Below are 17,846 nucleotides of genomic sequence, written 5' to 3'. Positions count from 1 at the left end.
GGGCGGGGTTGGGCGGCGGCGGGCATGGGGTGCAACTCGCTGTGAGAACAGAACGAGAACACACCAGATCGGTCAAGGTTCGGTCAAGAGGGGCGGCAAAGTGGGGGATTCGGGCGAACCGGGATGCGGCCCCATGCGGCGGCGGTCGTGCTCGATCGCGAAGACGTGGGCGTAGAGGTTGGCGACCCAGCGCCGTCCCTCCACGGTGAGGTCCAGCGCCCGGATGGCGTCGCCGATCACCGGCTCGACCTTGCCCCAGAAGAAGCTCGGGTAGCGCTCGGCCAGATCGGCCGGGTCGACGTAGCCGAGCGGTTCGCACAGGCCCGCCTCGCGCAGCTCGTGGAACAGCGCGTTGAGCTTTCGCGGATAGAGCGGATCGCCGAGCTGGCCGATGAGGTCGGCCGCGCGCATCAGCCCGGCTTCCGTGGCGGTCTCGGCGTGGTCGCTGTCGTCGGGTACGGGGAAGCGCGTCAGCTCGATCGCGCGTGCCACGCGGCCGGCGTCGACGAACTCGTGGGTAGCAAAGCGCTCCCACACCGCGATCTTCGAGCGCTCGACGTGGTGCGCCGTGAGCCCGGCATCGGACGCCCCGCGCGGCAGCCCGACGGTGGTGCCGGCCCGGTCGATCACGAACCGGGTGCGCGTGTCGCCGGCGCAGACGCCGCGGACGTAGCCGATGTCGTGGTAGAGCGCGGCCAGGATCGCGTGCAGCCAGTCCCGCGGCGACACCCCCTGCGCCACGAAGCGGCCGCGCAGGATGTCCTGGGTCACCAGCGTCACCAGGGTGGTGTGGTCGGCATCGTGATAGAGCGCGTCGCTCTGCGCGATCCGCTCGATGGTCAGCCGCGCCGATTCCTCGATCACCTCGACATAGCCCGGCTCCCGGCTGCCGAAGGTGCGCCGGTAGATCAGGGCGAGGTGCTCGCCGAGGGCGTTGGCGAGAAGCTTTGTCGCGTCGAGCATTTGTGCAACCTAAACTAATCTGATAGACTTAATGAAATTATCCTTTATAGCATCTTGATTTTAGAACGAGTATTGAATATCAATATCATAAAATCAGTCCATTGATGAAATCAACATTATCGTATCAGGCATCGCGATTTATTCATAGGATTATCAAGTATGCCAACTAATACAATTAGGTTAAATGAATATTGGGCGCTTAGCGTCGATGAGTCAATTCTCCGAAGAATTTCACATGCGCTATCCCGGTTTTGCCGGAAAGACGTTGAGGTACAAGTTCAATTCAAGAATAATATTGGAACGAAATCAACAATAATTGATGAGATATTAGAGGACACGAATAACCTAACAAGCAATATTAATCGAATATCTATATATGAAAATAACTACGTTTCACAATCTATGATATACTCAGTACGGTTTAGTTTCTCCGATCACGGAATCATAAAATCTTTTGATTTTGAGGCCTCTGGTCCAAGGGAGTAAGTATTGACGCTCAGGCACGAAATGTTAGACATCTTTCGGTCATGTAAGACATGGTATAGTTTTCTATATTTTTCTGACATATTAAATTATCTATCTGCTGTTTTGTTAGGAGTAATATCTTCAATATTGTTTCTAACTTACTCTAGCGTTCCAGCAGTTGGCAGCAATGCATTTTGGATACTCGCCATTCCAATCGTTGTATGGCTAATCATATTGTTCCCTATAAAGCTTTATCTATTGCCTCGCATGGTATTTAATTTCGGGTACGGTAAGAAAACCTCAGCTTATCGCAAAAATACTCTAAAATTCATCTTTGGCGCTGTGATTCTTGGCTTGATCATAAGTGTCGCGGGGAATTTTCTTACTGATGTAACAAAGAATGTATTTAACAAGTAATGCGGCGTTTATCAGAAATTAATGCGTGATAATGAGACGTCCGCCTTATTGTTTTGTAATATCGCGGCTGTCTCTTAAGGTCCCGATGCTAAGTATGGATCACCTTCCCATAAGCATCCAGCACGCTCTCATGCATCATCTCGGACAGCGTCGGGTGCGGGAAGACCGTGTGCATCAGGTCTTCCTCGGTGGTCTCGAGGTTCATGGCGACGACGTAGCCCTGGATCAGCTCGGTCACCTCGGCGCCGACCATGTGGGCGCCGAGCAGCTGGCCGGTCTTGGCGTCGAACACCGTCTTGATCAGGCCGTCCGGCTCGCCGAGCGCGATCGCCTTGCCGTTGCCGGCGAAGGGGAAGCGGCCGACCTTCACGGCAAAGCCCTGCTCCTTGGCCTTGGCCTCGGTGAGGCCGACGGAGGCGATCTGCGGCTGGCAGTAGGTGCAGCCCGGGATCTTGGCCTTGTCCATCGGGTGGGTGTGCAGGCCCTTGATCGTCTCGATGCAGATCACCCCCTCGTGCTCGGCCTTGTGGGCGAGCATCGGCGGGCCGGCGACGTCGCCGATGGCGTAGAGGCCGGGCACGTTGGTGCGCCCTAACCCGTCGGTGACGACGATGCCGCGCTCGATGGCGACGCCGAGCTTCTCCAGCCCGAGGTTCTCGATGTTGCCGACCACGCCCACCGCCGAGATCAGCTTTTCCGCCGTGATCTGCTGCACCTTGCCGTCGCCGCCCTCGATGGTGGCGGTGACCGAGTCGGCGCCCTTCTCGACCTTCGTCACCTTGGCGCCGGTGAGGATCTTGATGCCCTGCTTCTCGAAGCGCTTGCGGGCGATGCCGGCGATCTCGGGATCCTCCACCGGCAGGATCTGCGGCAGCAGCTCCACCACCGTCACCGCCGCGCCCATGGTGGCGTAGAACGAGGCGAACTCGATGCCGATCGCGCCCGAGCCCATCACCAGGAGCGACTTCGGCATCGTCTCCGGCACCATCGCCTCGTAGTAGGTCCAGATCTGCTTCTTGTCGGGCTCGATGCCGGGGATCGCGCGCGGCCGCGCGCCGGTGGCGACGATGATGTGCTTGGCCGAGTAGGTGCCGGCGGCCAGCGCCCCCTTCGGCGCGGGGGCGCGGGTGGTCTCCTTCACCGTCACCTGGCCGGCGCCGTTGCCCTTGGCGACCGAATCGACCGTGGCCTCGCCCCAGATCACGTCGACCTTGTTCTTCTTCAGCAGGTGCCCGACGCCGCCGTTCAGCTTCGACGAGACCCCGCGCGAGCGCTTCACGATCGCCGCGGTGTCGAACGAGACTTCCTTGGCGGAGAGCCCGTAATCGGAGGCGTGCTGCATGTAGTGGTAGATCTCGGCCGAGCGCAGCAGCGCCTTGGTCGGGATGCAGCCCCAGTTCAGGCAGATGCCGCCGAGGTGCTCCCGGTCCACCACCGCGGTCTTGAACCCGAGCTGCGCCGCACGGATCGCGGTGACGTAGCCGCCGGGGCCGGCGCCGATGATGAGCACGTCGTAGGTGTCGGCCATGAGCGTCTGGTTTCTTCCCTGGAGCGTCTTGGAGAGGAACGTAGACGAGGAATCTGCGGGCGCCAACGCGGGGCGGCGGCGGGGGGTTACATCGCAGCGACCTCTCGTTGGGCAGGGTGAGCGCGGGTCCCTTCTCCCGCCGATCTCGGGCTTGCCCGAGATCGGCTATTCTGGTGTCCAAATCGGGCAAGCCCGACTTGGATGGGGAGAAGGACAGGATGAGGGGCGAAACTCGTCCGGAGAGGTCACGCCCCTCACCCCAACCCTCTCCCCCTGGGAGAGGGAGCGCGTCTCGCCCTACCCGGCCGCGCGCGATCCGCGCCACAGCCGCCACAGGCGGCGCCAGCGGGCGGTCTCAATCGGCGTGTTGAGCGGGTCGTAGCCCGGGCGCTCCATGGCGGCGAGGTAGCCCTCGACCAGGGCGAGCGGCAGGAAGGCGGCGCGGGCCGCGGGCAGGATCGTCGCCCTCTCGGCCTCGTAGGCGGCCAGGTGCCGGCGGGCGTCGGCGCGGAGGTCCGCGCAGGCGCCGCGCAAGCCCGGCCCGCCGCGGCCGGTGACGATGTCCTCGCGGGTGACGCCGTGGGCGCGGAACACGTCGGCCGGCAGGTAGACCTGTCCGCCGCGGGCGTGCCACGGCAGCGCCCGCAGCAGCCCGGTGATGCCGTAGGCCACGCCCGCATGGCCCGCGGCGGCGGCACCGCCCGGCTCCGCGCCGTCGCACAGGATCAGGCTGGCGAGCCGGAACAAAGCCGAGGCGGTCTCGCCGCAATAGCCCTCCAGGTCGTTCAGCCGGGGCATCGGGTCGTCGTAGAGGTCGAACACGCGGGCGTCGATCAGGTCGACGAAGGGCTGGCGCCCGAGGCGGCGGGCGACGATCGCGTCCAGCAGCGCGGCGGCCACGGGGTTGGCCTTCACGTCGCCGCGGGCCTCGCCCTGGAGCGCGTCGCGCCACCATTGCAGGCGGATCTCGCCGGCCATCGGGTTCGAGGCGGCCTCGCGCACCCGCGCGATCGTCAGGCTGAAGGCGTAGAGGGCGAAGAGGTGCGGGCGGGCGCCTTGGGGCGCGAACAGGGTCGCGAAGTAGCGGTCCGGGTCGCCGGCGCGGACGAGGTCCTCGCAATGGCGGAAGGCGAAGGCGAGGCCGCCGAGCCCATCCTCTCGTGCGTCCGCCCGATCCGGCGCGTCGCTCACGCGACCGCGATCAGGGCCGCCGCCACCTTGCGGTTCTCCGCCACCAGGATGTTGTACGTGCGCGCCGCCGCGCCGGTCTGCATCACGTCGAGACCGATCCGGTTGTCCTTGAGCCATGCCCGAAGATCGGGTGGCAGCGGCACGATGTCGAGGCCCGTGCCGACGAGCAGCAGCTCGATCTCCGCCGATTCGGCCTGAACCGGGCGCAACGCGGTGCGGTCGATCGCCCTCCCCTCCGTCACGGCCCAGGCGCGGACGCCCGAGGGCAGCGCCAGGATCGAGCCGCGGTGCGACATCTCGCCGAAGCGGAAGCCGCCGTTGCCGTAGGCGTCGATGAGGTGGCGGCCGGGCAGGAAACCCTGCTCGAAGCCGTCGAGCTCGGCCATCCTACTCCGCAGCCTGCGGCAGGCGCCCGCGGGCGGCCTGGGCCTTGGTGCCCGAGAGCATCAGACCGAGATAAATGAGACTGGGTGTGGAAACGAAGATGGCAGAGTAAGTGCAAATCACAACGCCACACAGCATCACCACCGCGAACCCGCGGATCGCCTCGCCGCCGAACAGCACCAGCGCCAGCAGCGATAGGAAGGCCGAGACCGAGGTCATCACCGTGCGCGACATGGTCGAGTTGATCGACAGGTTGAGCAGCTCGTCGGTGGGAATGGTCTTGTACCGGCGCATCAGCTCGCGGGTCCGGTCGAACACCACCACGGTCTCGTTCAGCGAGTAGCCGACGATGGTGAGGATCGCCGCGATCGAGGTCATGTTGAACTCGATGCGGGTGATGATGAACACGCCCATGGTCAGCACGATGTCGTGCAGCGTGCCGACGATGGCGCCGAGCGCCAGCTCGCGCTCGAAGCGAAACCACAGATAGAGCAGCACCGCTACCACCGAGAGCACGACGCCGAGGGTGCCCGACTGCACCAGCTCGCCCGAGACGCGGGGGCCGACGGTCTCGGTGCGGCGGAACTCGTAATCCTTGTCGAAGGCGCCGTGCGCCTTGTTCATCACCGCGGTCTGGCCCTGCTCGCCGGGCTGCAGCGGCAGGCGCACCAACACGGTGCCCTGGTTGCCGAGCTCCTGTACCTCGGGCTCTCCGAAGCCGAAGCCGGCGGCCGTGTGGCGGATCTCGCCGACGTCGGCGGTGCCCGACTTCGCCTGCAGCTCGACCAGCGTGCCGCCCTTGAAGTCGATGCCGTAGTTCAGGCCGACGGTGAGGAACAGCACCACGGTCGCCACCGACAGGATCGCCGAGAGCGGGAAGCTCACGCGACGGAAGCGCATGAAGTCGAAGTGCGACTCATCGGGCCAGAGGCGAAGCAGGCGCATTTTCAAAGGACCTTACGGTCGGGAAGCGACGATCGGCTCCCCTGAACGGACGACGTGCGGAGCGGCGACGATCTCAGAACGGCAGGGCTTTGGGCCGGAACGACTTGTACCATACCGCGATCATCATCCGCGTCAGCGTCACCGCGGTGATGACGGTGGTGAGGATGCCGAGGATGAACACCACGGCAAAACCCTTCACCGGGCCGGAGCCGAGGAAGAACAGGATCAGCGCGGCGATCGCCATGGTCGAGTTCGAGTCGATGATGGTCGCGAACGCCCGGTCGAAGCCGGCCTGCAGCGCGGAGACGAGGGAGCGCCCGGCGCGATGCTCCTCGCGCATGCGCTCGTAGATCAGCACGTTGGAATCCACCGCCGTGCCGATGGTGAGCACGATGCCGGCGATGCCGGGCAGCGTCATGGTGGCCTCGAGCACCGACATCAGGCCGAGGATGAGCCCGACGTGGACGATGAGGGCGATGTTCGCGATGAAGCCGAAGGTGCCGTAGGTCAGGAACATGAAGGCGACGACGAGGAGCCCGGCGACGCCGGTGGCGATCTTGCCGGCGCGAATCGAGTCGCTGCCGAGACCCGGCCCGACGACCCGGCGCTCGACCACGGTGAACTTCGCCGGCAGCGCGCCGGCGCGCAGCAGGATCGACAGGTCGTTGGCCTGCTGCACCGAGAAGTTGCCAGTGATCTGGCCGGAGCCGCCGGTGATCGCGCTGCGGATCACCGGAGCCGAGACCACCTCGTTGTCGAGCACGATCGCCATGCGGCGGCCGACGTTCTCCGAGGTCGCCTGGCCGAAGCGCTGGGCGCCCTTCAGGTTGAACTTGAAGCTCACCATCGGCTCGTGGGTCTGCTGGTCGAAGGCCGGCTGCGCGTCGGTGAGGTCGCCGCCGTCGGCCATGACGCGACGCTCCACCGCCACCTTGGCGCCGCGCTCGTCGCGCGAGGGCAGCATGTCCACGTCGCCGGCCGGGTTGTCGGAGATCATCCGGAACTCGAGCTTGGCGGTCTTGCCGAGCAGCGCCTCCAGGCGCTCCGGGTCCTGCAGGCCGGGAACCTGGATCAGGATGCGGTCGGCGCCCTGCTGCTGGATCGAGGGCTCCAGCGTGCCGGTCGAGTCGAGGCGGCGGCGGATGACCTCGATGCCCTGGGTCACGGCGCGGCGGGTGCGCTCGTTGATGCCCGCATCGGTGAGGGCGAGGCGGATCAGGCCGTCGGGCTGCTCGTTGATGTCGAGGGTGCGGCCGCCGGTCTGGCCGACGAGCGGGTTCGAGATCGGCTGCGCCAGCTCCTGCAGCTTCGGCATCACCTTGGCACGCGCCGCCGCGTCGGCGATGCGGACCTGGACGCCGCGCTGGAGGATGCCGATGCCGCCATCCGCCCGCACGTTCTCGCGCTGAAGCACGCCGCGGACCTCGTCACGCAGTCCCTTGGCCTGGGAGGCGACGAGCTCGGTCTGGTCGACCTCCAGCAGCAGCTGCGAGCCGCCCTGCAGGTCGAGGCCGAGGACGATCGCACGGCTCGGCACGATCCAGGCCGGGAACCAGCTCGGCAGCGCGGCCATGAAGCCCTTGCGTTGGTCGGCCGAGAAGAAGCTCGGGACCGCGAGGCTTAGGCCGATCAGGATGGCGACGAGGGTCGCGATGATCTTGGTACGGGAAAAGCGCAACATCCGCCGACTCTGTTTTCTGCAGTCCTGCCGGGGACTTGCCGCGGCATCCTGATCCGGCGGGTCTGAAGCCTGTCCTGGTCGCGACGCGATCGGGAACGGCTCCGAGCTGTTGCCGTGCCGAGGTCTCCAACGCCGAACCGGGACTCGCTTCGGCGGAGAGCGCCCTAGGCGGCCTTGACCGGCCCGCCCTTGACGCGAACCTCGGAGATCATGGTGCGCACCACCTTGACCCGGACGTTCGGCGCGATCTCCACCTCGATCTCGGAGGCTTCGTCCATCACCTTCACGACCCGGCCGACGAGGCCGCCGTTGGTGACGATCGTGTCGTCGCGGCGGACGTTCTTGACCAGGGCCTGATGATCCTTGACCCGCCTTTGCTGCGGCCGCAGGATCAAGAAATACATGATCACGAAGATGAGGACGAAAGGAACCACCTGCAAGGCGATCTCGGCTCCGCCGGCAACGGTGCCGGCCCCTTGCGCGAAGGCGGGGGTGATCAAGCGCGTCTCCTCATGTGACATTAGGCCCGAGCGCGCCTGTCGAAAGCGTCGCCGGGCCTGTCTGAAAGCGCGCGGACTATAGCCAGGGGCGTCCCGAAAGCAACGCCGGGCGGCCCCCAGGTCTCAGATCGCGCTCAGATCGCGCGGATGATCAGCAGGATCGCCGCCACGAGCGTCACCAGCAGCGTGGCGATGATGCCGCCGCCGCGGCAGGCGAACTGGCGCGGCGAGTTCTCCGGCGCAAGCATGCCGACGGGATGCAGCAGGCGCGCGACGAGCAGGATCGTCAGCAGTGACACCACGATCCAGTGCCGGGTCCCGCCGGCCTCAAGCAGGGCGACGAGGCCCAGCGCCATCGGCACGTATTCGGAGAAGTTGCCGTGCGAGCGGATGCGCCGCTGCAGCGTGTCCTTGCCGCCGTCGCCCAGGAGGACGTTGCCTCTCACGCGCCCGCCCATCACCCAGGCGGAGAGGCCGATGAAGAGCAGGCCGAGCAGGCCGGCGAACAGGGCGGTGGTGGCTGGGAAGATCAAAGGTCGGCTCCGGTCGAGGTCGCGCCAACAACGCGGGTCGGCCCGCGACGTTGCAGCCGGCCACCTGGTTGCAGCAAGGACTTTGCGCGCGTAGGCCCGGGCGATCCGCGGCCCACCCGAACCCATTGGCCATGACACAAGCAACCACCCTGGACACGCTGCTCCCCCTGTTGGAGCGCATCGCGACCGCCCTCGAGCGAGCCGCCCCGCCCGCGCGGGTCGAGGCCGACATGAGCGCGGCCGACGCCTTCCTGTGGGGACCGGAGCGCCGTCTGATCCCGGTGACGCGGGTGAATCGCGTCGAGATGGGGCTGCTCACCGGCATCGATCGGGCGCGCGACACGCTGGCCGAGAACACCGAGCGCTTCGCGCGCGGGCTGCCTGCCAACAACGCGCTGCTCTGGGGCGCCCGCGGCATGGGCAAGTCGTCGCTCGTCAAGGCGGTGCACGCCGAGATCAACGCCCGCCGCGCCGCAGGCGCTTTGCCGATGAAACTCGTCGAGATCCACCGCGAGGATATCGAGGCGCTGCCCGACCTGATGGCGACTTTGCGCCCCGACCCGCATCGCTGGGTGGTGTTCTGCGACGACCTCTCGTTCGACGGCGACGACACCTCGTACAAGTCGCTCAAGACGGCGCTCGACGGCGGCATCGAGGGGCGGCCCGGCAACGTGCTGTTCTACGCCACCTCCAACCGGCGGCATCTGCTCGCCCGCGAGATGGTCGAAAACGAGCGCTCCACCGCGATCAACCCCGGCGAGGCGGTGGAGGAAAAGGTCTCGCTCTCGGACCGCTTCGGCCTCTGGCTCGGGTTCCACAAGTGCAGCCAGGACGAGTACCTGGCGATGATCCACGCCTACGCCGAGCGCTACGCGCTACCGGTGGAGCCCGACGCGCTGAGGGCCGAGGCACTGGAATGGGCGACCACCCGCGGGTCGCGCTCCGGCCGCACGGCCTTCCAATTCATCCAGGACCTCGCCGGACGTCTCGGCCGCACCCTCGACTGAGCGCTATTCTTTTTCGCTTCGTCGCCGCAGGTGCTTGTCGTGCGTCGCCTGCGCCCGAGCTTGCATTCTCGATGCTCTCCGCCTTCCGGCGGACGGCTGTTGGGGAATGGGCTGACGTCATGGGGTTGTTCGACATGTTCCGGGACGCGCTCGCTCGCGCCGAGGCACGCATTGATGCTATCGGCGGAGACGGGCTACCGATGGCCTTCGCCAAGATCCACCCCGGCGGCCTTCCGGCCTTCCTCGACAGGCTCCGCGAGGCCGGCCACGGCGCGGCGGTCTCCTCCTGGCTCGGATCGGGCGCCAACGTCGCCCTGCCCGCGGGCGCCTACGCCGCCTTGCTCTCGCCGGAGGCGCTGACGCGCTTCGCCGCCGATCTCGGCGTCCCGGAGGCCCGGGTGCCCACGGCCCTGGCCGAGTTCCTGCCCGGCGCCGTCGACCGGCAGAGCCGGGACGGCACCCTTGCGCCGCAGCGGCAATTCTCGACGCAGGTGGCCTGATCCCTGCTGCCGGCTAGAGTGCCGCGCGATTCGGCGAGGAGCCTGAGCGATGAGCCTGTTCGACACCCTGAAGAACACCCTCGACGGTAGCCTTGGCCAGGCCGCCATCGAGGCGCTACCCTCGATCATCGAGCGTGTGCTGCCGGGCGGCGTCCAGGGCCTTCTGAGCCAGCTCCAGAATTCGGGCTACGCCACCCAGGTGAATTCCTGGCTCGGCCGCGGCGCGAACGAGCCGATCACGGCGGAGGACCTGCGCAAGGTGATGGACAACGAGCAGGTCCGCCGGATCGCAGACAAGCTCGGCATCCCGACCGACCAGGTCCTGGCGGTGCTGGCGAAGGTGCTCCCCGCGGCGGTCGATCATCACAGCCCCGACGGGACGCTCCAGACGCCGAGCAGCTGAAACGGAAAAAGGCGGCCCTCGCGGGCCGCCCTCCGACTTGGTGCAGAGGCCTGACGCTCAGTTGCTCGCGAGCTGCGACATCGGATCGATCGGTGCGCCGCTCTTGCGGATCTCGAAGTGCAGCTGGGGCGAGGTCACGTTGCCGGACGCGCCGGACTTGGCGATCGTCTGGCCGCGCTTCACCTTCTCGCCGGGCTTCACGTCGAGCTCGCCGTTGTGGGCGTAGGCCGACACGTAGCCGTTGGCATGGCGCACCAGCACGAGCTTGCCGTAGCCCTTCACGTCCGAGCCGGCATAGGCGACGGTGCCGTCCTCGGCGGCCTTCACCGACGTGCCCTCGGGCACCGCGATGTTGATGCCCTCGTTGCCCGAGGAGCCGTAGCCCGAGATCACCCGGCCCTTGGCGGGCCAGCGGAAGGTCTGGTCCGCCGCCGCGGCGGCGACCGAGCCGGTGCTGGCGGGCTCGACCTTCGCGGTCGCGACGGCCTTCGCCGGCTCCGGCTTGGCGGCGACCTTCTCCGCCGCGGCCTTGTCCGAAGCCACCTTGTCGGCGGCGGCCTTCTCGGACGCCGCCTTGGTGGCCTTGGCCTCGGCGACCTTCTTCGCCGCGTCCTTGGCGGCATCCGCCTTGGCCTGCTTGGCCTCGGCCTCGGTCTTGCGCGCGGCTTCTGCCTTCACGTCGGCCTTGGTGTCCGTCTTGGCGTCGGGCTTCGCGTCGGCCTTGGCGACCTGGCCGGGGCGGACATGGTGCTTCTTAGCGTCCGCCTCCTTGGCGGCGACCTCCTTGCGGGCCTTCTCATCGGCGCGCTTGTCGGCGAGCTTCTTGGCCTCGGCCTCCTTCTGCGCCTCCTTGGCCGCTTCCTTGCGCTTGGCCTCGGCCTTCGCCGCGTCTTTGGCGTCATCCTGGCGCTTGGTCTCGGCGGCCTTGATCCGCTCCGAGGGGGCGGCGGGAACGGCCCGCGCCGTCATCGGGGCCGCCGCCGGGTTCATGCCCGAGGCGCTGTAGACCGGGATGACGAGCTGGCGGCCGGGCGTCACCTGGCTCGCGTTGGTCAAGCCGTTGGCCGACAGGATCGCCGAGGCCGGCACGCCGAAGCGCGTCGACATCTGATTGAGGCTGTCGTTCGGGGCGACGGTGATGGTGGTGCCGCCCTGCGCGTTCCAGCCGGGGTTGCCGGTGGAGGCGACGCGGGTGGTCTGCGCCATCGGCTGGGTCGGCACGCGGGCGGCCACCGGGCCGGGCCGGGGCGAGATCGCCATCGGTGAGCCGAGCGCCTCGGACTGGATCCGGCCGGTGCGGATCGGCGGCGCCGACGGCATGTCCGGCAGGCTCCCCGTCGCCGCCGGCTCGCTCGCCATGTTCGAGGCGAACGGATTTGTGAAGGGGTTGTCGAGACGCGATGCGTCCGACGAGCAGGCGGCGGCACCGCTGCCGATAACTCCGATGAGAGCGAAGCGCGACAGCGTCTTCATCCTCCGACCAGTCCCGCGAACCCGCATCGACGCACCCGTTTGCCTGACGCAACTTGATGAGCCCATGAAAGCCGGATTCAGGTTAAACAACCGTTCCCGTTCACCACGTTCACGGCCGCGCGAGCACCATTTCGCTCTTCGAATCGCCGCTTAGGAATGCTTACCGTCATCGTGGCGGTGAACGGGTTTGGTTAAAGCGCGACCGCCCGCCCCGGCACCAGCGGCGCGAGGCGCAGCCGCGGTCCCGGCTCGATGGCGAGGCCCTGCCCGCGCGGCTCGGCCACCATCAGCCCGCCTTCCGATCCGGCGACGAAGCGCCCGCCCGGGTTCAGCGCCGCGCCCCAGCCGGGCGGGGGCGCCGACACGGCGCCGTTGACGAGGATGCGGTCGAAGCCGCCCTCTTCCATCTCGGCGAGGCCGTCGCCCTGGACGATCCGGGCCCGTCCGCCGATGTTCGCGCGCGCCTGGGCCACCAGCGTCGCGTAGCGCTCCAGGCTCGTCACGGCCTCGGCGCCGAGCTGCAGCAGCAGCGCCGTGACGTAGCCGGACCCGGTGCCGATCTCGAGGATGCGCATCCCCGCCTCGACCCTCAGCAGCGCCAGCATCGTCGCCACCGTGCTCGGAGCGGTCATCGCCGCCCCGCAGGGCAGCGGCAGCGGCAGGTCGCGCCGGGCGAGGTGTCGGTACGCGGCAGGCGCGAAGGCTGCCCGCGGCACCTGCTCCATTGCCCGCAGCACCGCCGTGTCGCGGGTGCCGCGCCCGCGAAGCGCCAGCACGAAGGCCGCATTCTCGATCGCCCCGCCGAGGCCGTCATGGCCGCTCAGCCCCGCGCCGTCCCGTTCGTCGTCCGGCCCGGTCATGGCGGCAGGTCGCGGAGCCAGGCGAGGATCAGCGCCGCCAGGGCGTCCGGCGCCTCGATCGGCAGCATGTGGCCGGCCTCCGCGACGACCGCCATCGTTGCGCCCCTGATGCCGTCACGCAGCTCCTCCGATTCTGCGACGCTGCGCAGGCGATCGCGGCCCGCAGCGATCACCAGGGCCGGGCAGGTGATGGCGCCGAGCCGGCCCTCGTCGCCGACGCGTTGCAGCCGGGACTGGCGCAGGAAGGCCTCGCGTCCGAGGCGCCGCCCCATCGCGCGGATGCGCTCGATCAGCGCCGCGTCGCCGGCTCGGTCGGGGTGCACCGAGGCGGCGGCCGCCGCCCGGCTCAGGCCTCCGAACTCTCCCGCCTCGACGCCCTCGATCGCGAGGCGCTTGGCCACCGCCTGCTGCCGGGAGTCGGAGCGCGATGAGGTCGCGACCAGGACCAGCCCGCGCACCCGCTCCGGCGCGAGCCGCGTCGCATCGCGGGCGACGTAGCCGCCCATCGAGAACCCGACGAGCACGAAGCGCGGTGGCGCCTCGGCGAGCAGCCGCCGCGCCATCTCGGGGATCGTGTCGTCGTGGGCGAGGCTCGCGTGGTGGATCGGGCCGGCCGGCGCCAGCGCCTCGGCCATGTCGTCCCACAGGCTGGCGTCGGCCATGTAGCCGGGGATGAGGACGAGGCTCATGGGGAAGGGAGCTCCGCTTTGGGACGTGACCGCTCCGCCGGGTCGATCGGCCTGCTCCCCGACCCTCCACCTCAGGATGAGGGTGAGGGACGAGAAGAACGCCGTCGGAGCTTACGGAGGACCTACTCCGCGAAAGCCTGCGCGAAGCGCGTCAGCGTCGGCTCGTCGGTGAGGTCGAGGCGCAACGGCGTCACCGAGATGCGCTTCTCGGCGATGGCCTTGAGGTCGGACCCGTTGCCCGGCTCGAACCGCGCCTTGGCGAAGGCGAGCCAGAAATACGGGTTGCCGCGCCCGTCGGTGCGCGCGTCGATGGCGAGCAGCGCCTGGTTGCGCTGGCCCTGCGCCGCCACCGCGATGCCGGCGACCTCGTCGGGCTCGCAATCGGGGAAGTTGACGTTGATCACGATGCCCGGCTCGATCCCGGTCTCCAGGATCTTCTTCACGACGATCGGGCCGTGGTGGGCGGCGCATTGCCATTTCAGGTTCCCGCGGCCGCCGATCCCGTAGGCCTGGGACATGGCGATCGAGCGCACGTTGAGGATCGTGCCCTCCATCGCGGCGGCGATGGTGCCGGAATAGGTCACGTCCTCGGCGACGTTCTGGCCGCGGTTGACCCCCGACAGCACGAGGTCCGGGCCGTGGTCGGCCAGGATGTGGCGCACGCCGAGGATCACGCAATCGGACGGCGTGCCCTTCACCGCGAAGCGCTTCTCGGAGATGTGGCGCAAGCGCAGCGGGTCGTTCAGCGACAGCGAGTGCGAGACGCCGGACTGGTCGGTCTCGGGCGCCACCACCCAGACGTCGTCGGACAGCGTCCGGGCGATACCCTCCAGCGTCTCCAGGCCCGGCGCGTGGATGCCGTCGTCGTTGGTGACGAGAATGCGCATTACGTGGCCTGCCCTTCGATCCGGTTGAGGCCGCCCATGTAGGGCGCGAGCGCGGACGGGATCGTGACGCTGCCGTCCGGGTTCTGGTAGTTCTCCATCACCGCGATCAGCGCGCGGCCGACCGCGACGCCCGATCCGTTCAGGGTATGCACGAAGGCGGGCTTGCCGTCCTTACGGTACCGGGCGTTCATCCGTCGCGCCTGAAAATCGCCGCAGACCGAGCAGGACGAGATCTCGCGGAACGTCTTCTGCCCCGGCATCCAGACCTCGATGTCGTAGGTCTTCTTGCTGGCGAAGCCCATGTCGCCGGTGCAGAGCGTCATCGTGCGGAACGGCAGGTCGAGCTTCTTCAGCACGGCCTCCGCACAGGACAGCATGCGCTCGTGCTCCTCGGCCGACTTCTCGGGCGCGGTGATCGAGACCAACTCGACCTTGTTGAACTGGTGCTGCCGCAGCATTCCGCGGGTGTCGCGCCCCGCCGCCCCGGCCTCCGCGCGGAAGCAGGGCGTGAGGGCGGTGAAGCGCAGGGGCAGTTCGTCCTCGGCGAGGATGGATTCGCGGACGAGGTTGGTGAGCGGGACTTCGGCCGTGGGAATTAGCCACAGATTGGTTGGCTGATCCGCCAGTCCGCGCGTAGCTAAGTTTGCACCTATTGCAGCCTCAAGGACATCGTTGGAGTGTTCGCTCAATCGCCTTGTTCCGAGTTCAAGCGCTACCCGCTTAAGAGTATCTTGCAATAATTTCGCATGGTCTATGGCGCCTGCGTCGCGTGTTGCTGCAAACTGATCATCGCGAAACTTCGGCAGCTGTGCCGTGCCGAACATCGCCTCGTCGCGCACCAGGATCGGCGGCGCGACTTCCAGGTAGCCGTGCTCCTGCGTGTGCAGATCGAGCATGAACTGGCCGAGCGCCCGCTCCAGCCGGGCGATCTGGCCCTTGAGCACCACGAAGCGTGAGCCCGAAATCCTGGTGGCGGCCTCGAAATCCATCAGGCCGAGCGTCTCGCCGAGCTCGAAGTGCTGGCGGCCCTCAGGCAGTTCCGCGCGGGCGGACGCGAAGCGGCGGTACTCGACGTTGCCGTGTTCGTCGGCGCCCTCGGGCACGTCGGCTTTCGGGAGGTTCGGGATTGCGGCAAGCCGGTCGTCGAGGGTCTTGGCGGCCTCGGCCTGCGCCTTCTCGAGCGCCGGTCCGACCTCCTTCAAGCCGGCGACCTCGGCCATCAATTCGGCCGCGCGGGCCTCGTCCTTCGCCTTCTTGGCGGCGCCGATCTCCTTGGCGCGGGCGTTGCGGCGCTCCTGGTTCTCCTGCGCCGCCGAGACGGCCGCTTTGCGCGCATCGTCCAGCGCGATCAGCTCGGCCGAAAGCGAGTCGAGGCCGCGACGGGAAAGGTCGCGGTCGAAGGCTTCCGGGTTGTCCCGGATGGCGCGGATGTCGTGCATGGGCTGGCTCGGGTCGTGCGGACGGGCACGCTTTGCAGCATCGCTCCGCGCGCGACAAGGCTGCGGCGGCCGATGGAGCGCCCGCGCGTCCGTAGCAGGCGCGATCCATGCTGCGTCCGGTCAGAGGATCGAAACGTGGCGTTTGGCGGCGCCCGCTGCCGAAACCCACCCCGTCATTCCGGGGCACCGAAGGCGAGCCCGAAATCCAGACTCGCAGGTCGAGATCGCGCCTGGCACTGTCGGCGCTCTGGACCCCGGGCTCTGCTGCGCAGCCCCGGGATGACGGGAGTGGTCTGGGATCGAATGCGATCCGCGAGCCGCGAAGCCTGTCGGCGGGCGCCCGCGATCCGTATCTCCGCAGGTCAGGCCGCGAGGCGTCTGCGATCCAACACTTCTTCCCCGTCGATCTCGGGCCGGGCGTCGAGCGCAGCCTCGGCGTCGGCGGCGAGGCGGACGCGCTCCTGCTCCTCGCGGAAACTCGCCAGGATCGCTTCGGGCAGCGCGTCGAGGATGGCGCCGACCGGGTCGGTGCGCCGCTCGCGCTCGGCGAAGAGGTCCGCCTCCGGGAATGCGCCATCCCACAGATACCGGTCGCCGATGCGGTCGCGCGGATCGATGGCGAGGTGGTCCGGCGCCGTCGCCTCGGCACCGTCGTAGGGCTCGACGTCGCGCGCGACCGCGTGCTGCGCCGCGCGCCAGGCCGCCTCGGCCTCGTCCGCCTCGCGGCGGGCAGCCTCGCGAGCCAGAGCCTCCTCGGCGATAGCGCGGGCGACGGTGCGGGCCTCGTCGCGCGCGGCCTCGGCCTCGTAGCGCGTCAGCAGCGCCATCACGCCCTGCATCTCAGAGAATGGCATGTCCTCGCAGGCGGTGATCGCCCGCTCGATCATGCGCCGCGACAGGCCGACGCCGCGCAAGGTGCTGGTGCCGTCGGCGGCCTCGCGCCAGGCCGAGAGCGCGGCCACCACCGCCGGCAGCAGCGCTTCGGCGAGGCCGGAACGGCGGTGCAACTCGGCGATCCCGCGCGGCTCGCGCAGCAGCGTCCCGACGCGGGCGTGCTCCAGGCCGGTCAGGTCGGCGAACGCGGTTTCCGCGAACGCCATCTGCCCCGAGAGGATCGCCCGCAGGATCAGGCCGGCGTTGAGCTGGCCCGTGGTGCGCAGGTGCTTGACGATGCGCGCGGTGGCGGCAGCGCCGGCGCCCTCGCACAACTCGAGCACGTTGCGCTCGCCGGCCTCGCGGCTCATCCGGGCGCTGCGGTCGGCCGAGAGCCAGCCGCACTCGGTCACGAAGGCCGAAAGGCTCCGCGCCAGCCGTGCGCCGACCGCGTGGCGCACCTCGATCGGCAGGTCGGCGCGCTCGAGCAGCGCCTCGCGCAAGGTCGCGTCGCCGCCGTGGCGCTCGACCATGCGCAGCATCCGGCCGGTGGTGATGCGCGCGGTCGGGTTGCGCGCCAGCACCGCGAGGGTGTCGGCGGCGCCGATCTCGGCCAGCGCTCCGGCGACCGCGTGCGAGAGGTGGTGGCGGGCCGCGATCGTCGCGCGGATCGTCTCGCAGCCCATCGCCGCCGCATCCACGAGGTCGGCGTCGGTGAGGACCGGCGAGGAGGCCAGCACCAGGCAGGCGACCTCGGTCTGGTCGGAGGCCAAGGCCACCACCAGCGGTCGTGGGGCGCGGGCCGAGGCGGCGCAGGCCTCGGCCATGGCCCGGCGCACCACCGGCGCGGGGTCGTCGAGGAGGGCGAGGATCGCGGTCTTGGCCTCCCAGGCGGCGTCCGCCTCGAGGTTGCCGTAGAGGTAGGCCCGCGTCAGCGCCGAGGCGGCTTCGGCCCGGCGCCCGGCGGAGGTGGACTGGGTGCAGGCGAGGAACTGGCGGATGTTCATGGGCCGCTCCGGTTCGTGAACAACGACGCGTTGGGGTTGGCCGCGAGGCGCGCGGCGAATTCGGCGGGCCGGCGGGGCGGCAGCGGCGGGTCGACGAGCGC

17 protein-coding genes are annotated in these 17,846 nt (G+C 68.3%); 3 read left to right on the top strand and 14 right to left on the bottom strand.

The window, feature by feature from the left end; all coding sequences use genetic code 11:
- Positions 1–72: 72 nt before the first annotated feature.
- From FV229_RS18025 to FV229_RS17990, 8 genes are all read right to left on the bottom strand, one after another.
- Positions 73–963, bottom strand: coding sequence for a metal-dependent phosphohydrolase (locus FV229_RS18025; RefSeq protein WP_147753284.1), 891 nt, complete (start codon positions 961–963; stop codon positions 73–75).
- A 970-nt stretch (positions 964–1,933) separates the two neighbouring features.
- Positions 1,934–3,373 carry a dihydrolipoyl dehydrogenase gene (gene lpdA / locus FV229_RS18020; protein WP_147753283.1) on the bottom strand — a complete coding sequence of 480 codons (1,440 nt, stop codon included), beginning with the start codon at positions 3,371–3,373 and terminating at the stop codon, positions 1,934–1,936.
- Positions 3,374–3,670: 297 nt separating this feature from the next.
- Entirely contained in the window at positions 3,671–4,564 is an 894-nt protein-coding gene (locus tag FV229_RS18015) for a phytoene/squalene synthase family protein (protein ID WP_187275187.1), read from the bottom strand.
- On the bottom strand, positions 4,561–4,950 hold the full coding sequence (locus FV229_RS18010) for an MTH938/NDUFAF3 family protein (RefSeq protein ID WP_147753281.1): 390 nt from the start codon (positions 4,948–4,950) through the stop codon (positions 4,561–4,563). The genes FV229_RS18015 and FV229_RS18010 overlap by 4 nt, the downstream gene beginning before the upstream one ends.
- A gap of 1 nt (position 4,951) precedes the next feature.
- A complete protein-coding gene (gene secF, locus FV229_RS18005; protein WP_147753280.1) occupies positions 4,952–5,893 on the bottom strand; it encodes a protein translocase subunit SecF in 942 nt (313 codons plus the stop codon).
- Between the two features lie 73 nt (positions 5,894–5,966).
- On the bottom strand, positions 5,967–7,574 hold the full coding sequence (gene secD, locus FV229_RS18000; RefSeq protein ID WP_147753279.1) for a protein translocase subunit SecD: 1,608 nt from the start codon (positions 7,572–7,574) through the stop codon (positions 5,967–5,969).
- Positions 7,575–7,738: 164 nt separating this feature from the next.
- On the bottom strand, positions 7,739–8,074 hold the full coding sequence (gene yajC, locus FV229_RS17995; RefSeq protein WP_147753278.1) for a preprotein translocase subunit YajC: 336 nt from the start codon (positions 8,072–8,074) through the stop codon (positions 7,739–7,741).
- Positions 8,075–8,208: 134 nt separating this feature from the next.
- Positions 8,209–8,607: an MAPEG family protein gene (locus FV229_RS17990; protein ID WP_147753277.1), complete on the bottom strand. Its 399-nt coding sequence runs from the start codon at positions 8,605–8,607 to the stop codon at positions 8,209–8,211.
- A 131-nt stretch (positions 8,608–8,738) separates the two neighbouring features.
- Here FV229_RS17990 and FV229_RS17985 point away from each other — a divergent pair, with 131 nt between their 5' ends.
- The 3 genes from FV229_RS17985 to FV229_RS17975 are packed head-to-tail and all read left to right on the top strand — an operon-like array spanning position 8,739 to position 10,517.
- Complete coding sequence (locus tag FV229_RS17985; protein WP_147753276.1) at positions 8,739–9,614, top strand: ATP-binding protein; 876 nt, start codon at positions 8,739–8,741, stop codon at positions 9,612–9,614.
- On the top strand, positions 9,524–10,114 hold the full coding sequence (locus FV229_RS28585; protein ID WP_348644189.1) for a YidB family protein: 591 nt from the start codon (positions 9,524–9,526) through the stop codon (positions 10,112–10,114). The genes FV229_RS17985 and FV229_RS28585 overlap by 91 nt, the downstream gene beginning before the upstream one ends.
- 49 nt (positions 10,115–10,163) lie before the next feature.
- A complete protein-coding gene (locus FV229_RS17975) occupies positions 10,164–10,517 on the top strand; it encodes a YidB family protein (protein WP_147753274.1) in 354 nt (117 codons plus the stop codon).
- 57 nt (positions 10,518–10,574) lie between these two features.
- Here the strand turns inward: FV229_RS17975 and FV229_RS17970 are convergent, their stop codons facing one another.
- The 6 genes from FV229_RS17970 to FV229_RS17945 all read right to left on the bottom strand — a co-directional run bounded on the left by FV229_RS17970 (position 10,575) and on the right by FV229_RS17945 (position 17,745).
- Positions 10,575–12,017 (bottom strand): peptidoglycan DD-metalloendopeptidase family protein, encoded by a 1,443-nt coding sequence (locus FV229_RS17970; protein ID WP_147753273.1) that lies wholly within the window; start codon positions 12,015–12,017, stop codon positions 10,575–10,577.
- Between the two features lie 164 nt (positions 12,018–12,181).
- Positions 12,182–12,850 carry a protein-L-isoaspartate O-methyltransferase gene (locus tag FV229_RS17965; RefSeq protein WP_147753272.1) on the bottom strand — a complete coding sequence of 223 codons (669 nt, stop codon included), beginning with the start codon at positions 12,848–12,850 and terminating at the stop codon, positions 12,182–12,184.
- On the bottom strand, positions 12,847–13,539 hold the full coding sequence (locus FV229_RS17960; RefSeq protein ID WP_147753271.1) for an alpha/beta hydrolase: 693 nt from the start codon (positions 13,537–13,539) through the stop codon (positions 12,847–12,849). Before FV229_RS17960 ends, FV229_RS17965 begins: the two co-directional genes overlap by 4 nt.
- Positions 13,540–13,661: 122 nt before the next feature.
- Positions 13,662–14,426 carry a 5'/3'-nucleotidase SurE gene (gene surE, locus FV229_RS17955; protein ID WP_147753270.1) on the bottom strand — a complete coding sequence of 255 codons (765 nt, stop codon included), beginning with the start codon at positions 14,424–14,426 and terminating at the stop codon, positions 13,662–13,664.
- Positions 14,426–15,865, bottom strand: coding sequence for a serine--tRNA ligase (gene serS / locus FV229_RS17950; RefSeq protein WP_147753269.1), 1,440 nt, complete (start codon positions 15,863–15,865; stop codon positions 14,426–14,428). Before serS ends, surE begins: the two co-directional genes overlap by 1 nt.
- A gap of 362 nt (positions 15,866–16,227) precedes the next feature.
- Positions 16,228–17,745, bottom strand: coding sequence for a DUF2336 domain-containing protein (locus FV229_RS17945; protein WP_147753268.1), 1,518 nt, complete (start codon positions 17,743–17,745; stop codon positions 16,228–16,230).
- Between the last annotated feature and the right edge of the window lie 101 nt (positions 17,746–17,846).

The organism is Methylobacterium sp. WL120 (assembly GCF_008039465.1).
Taxonomy (GTDB): domain Bacteria; phylum Pseudomonadota; class Alphaproteobacteria; order Rhizobiales; family Beijerinckiaceae; genus Methylobacterium; species Methylobacterium cerastii.
The sequence above is the reverse complement of the archived record's forward strand: the minus strand, read 5'-3'. Positions and strand labels throughout refer to the sequence as shown.

Excerpts from the sequence above, each read along its gene's own strand:
- FV229_RS18025 (WP_147753284.1), bottom strand. The coding sequence starts at position 963 with ATGCTCGACGCGACAAAGCTTCTCGCCAACGCCCTCGGCGAGCACCTC.
- lpdA (WP_147753283.1), bottom strand. The coding sequence starts at position 3,373 with ATGGCCGACACCTACGACGTGCTCATCATCGGCGCCGGCCCCGGCGGC.
- FV229_RS18010 (WP_147753281.1), bottom strand. The coding sequence starts at position 4,950 with ATGGCCGAGCTCGACGGCTTCGAGCAGGGTTTCCTGCCCGGCCGCCAC.
- secF (WP_147753280.1), bottom strand. The coding sequence starts at position 5,893 with ATGCGCCTGCTTCGCCTCTGGCCCGATGAGTCGCACTTCGACTTCATG.
- secD (WP_147753279.1), bottom strand. The coding sequence starts at position 7,574 with ATGTTGCGCTTTTCCCGTACCAAGATCATCGCGACCCTCGTCGCCATC.
- FV229_RS17985 (WP_147753276.1), top strand. The coding sequence starts at position 8,739 with ATGACACAAGCAACCACCCTGGACACGCTGCTCCCCCTGTTGGAGCGC.
- FV229_RS28585 (WP_348644189.1), top strand. The coding sequence starts at position 9,524 with ATGGGCGACCACCCGCGGGTCGCGCTCCGGCCGCACGGCCTTCCAATT.
- FV229_RS17975 (WP_147753274.1), top strand. The coding sequence starts at position 10,164 with ATGAGCCTGTTCGACACCCTGAAGAACACCCTCGACGGTAGCCTTGGC.
- FV229_RS17970 (WP_147753273.1), bottom strand. The coding sequence starts at position 12,017 with ATGCGGGTTCGCGGGACTGGTCGGAGGATGAAGACGCTGTCGCGCTTC.
- FV229_RS17965 (WP_147753272.1), bottom strand. The coding sequence starts at position 12,850 with ATGACCGGGCCGGACGACGAACGGGACGGCGCGGGGCTGAGCGGCCAT.
- FV229_RS17960 (WP_147753271.1), bottom strand. The coding sequence starts at position 13,539 with ATGAGCCTCGTCCTCATCCCCGGCTACATGGCCGACGCCAGCCTGTGG.
- surE (WP_147753270.1), bottom strand. The coding sequence starts at position 14,426 with ATGCGCATTCTCGTCACCAACGACGACGGCATCCACGCGCCGGGCCTG.
- serS (WP_147753269.1), bottom strand. The coding sequence starts at position 15,865 with ATGCACGACATCCGCGCCATCCGGGACAACCCGGAAGCCTTCGACCGC.
- FV229_RS17945 (WP_147753268.1), bottom strand. The coding sequence starts at position 17,745 with ATGAACATCCGCCAGTTCCTCGCCTGCACCCAGTCCACCTCCGCCGGG.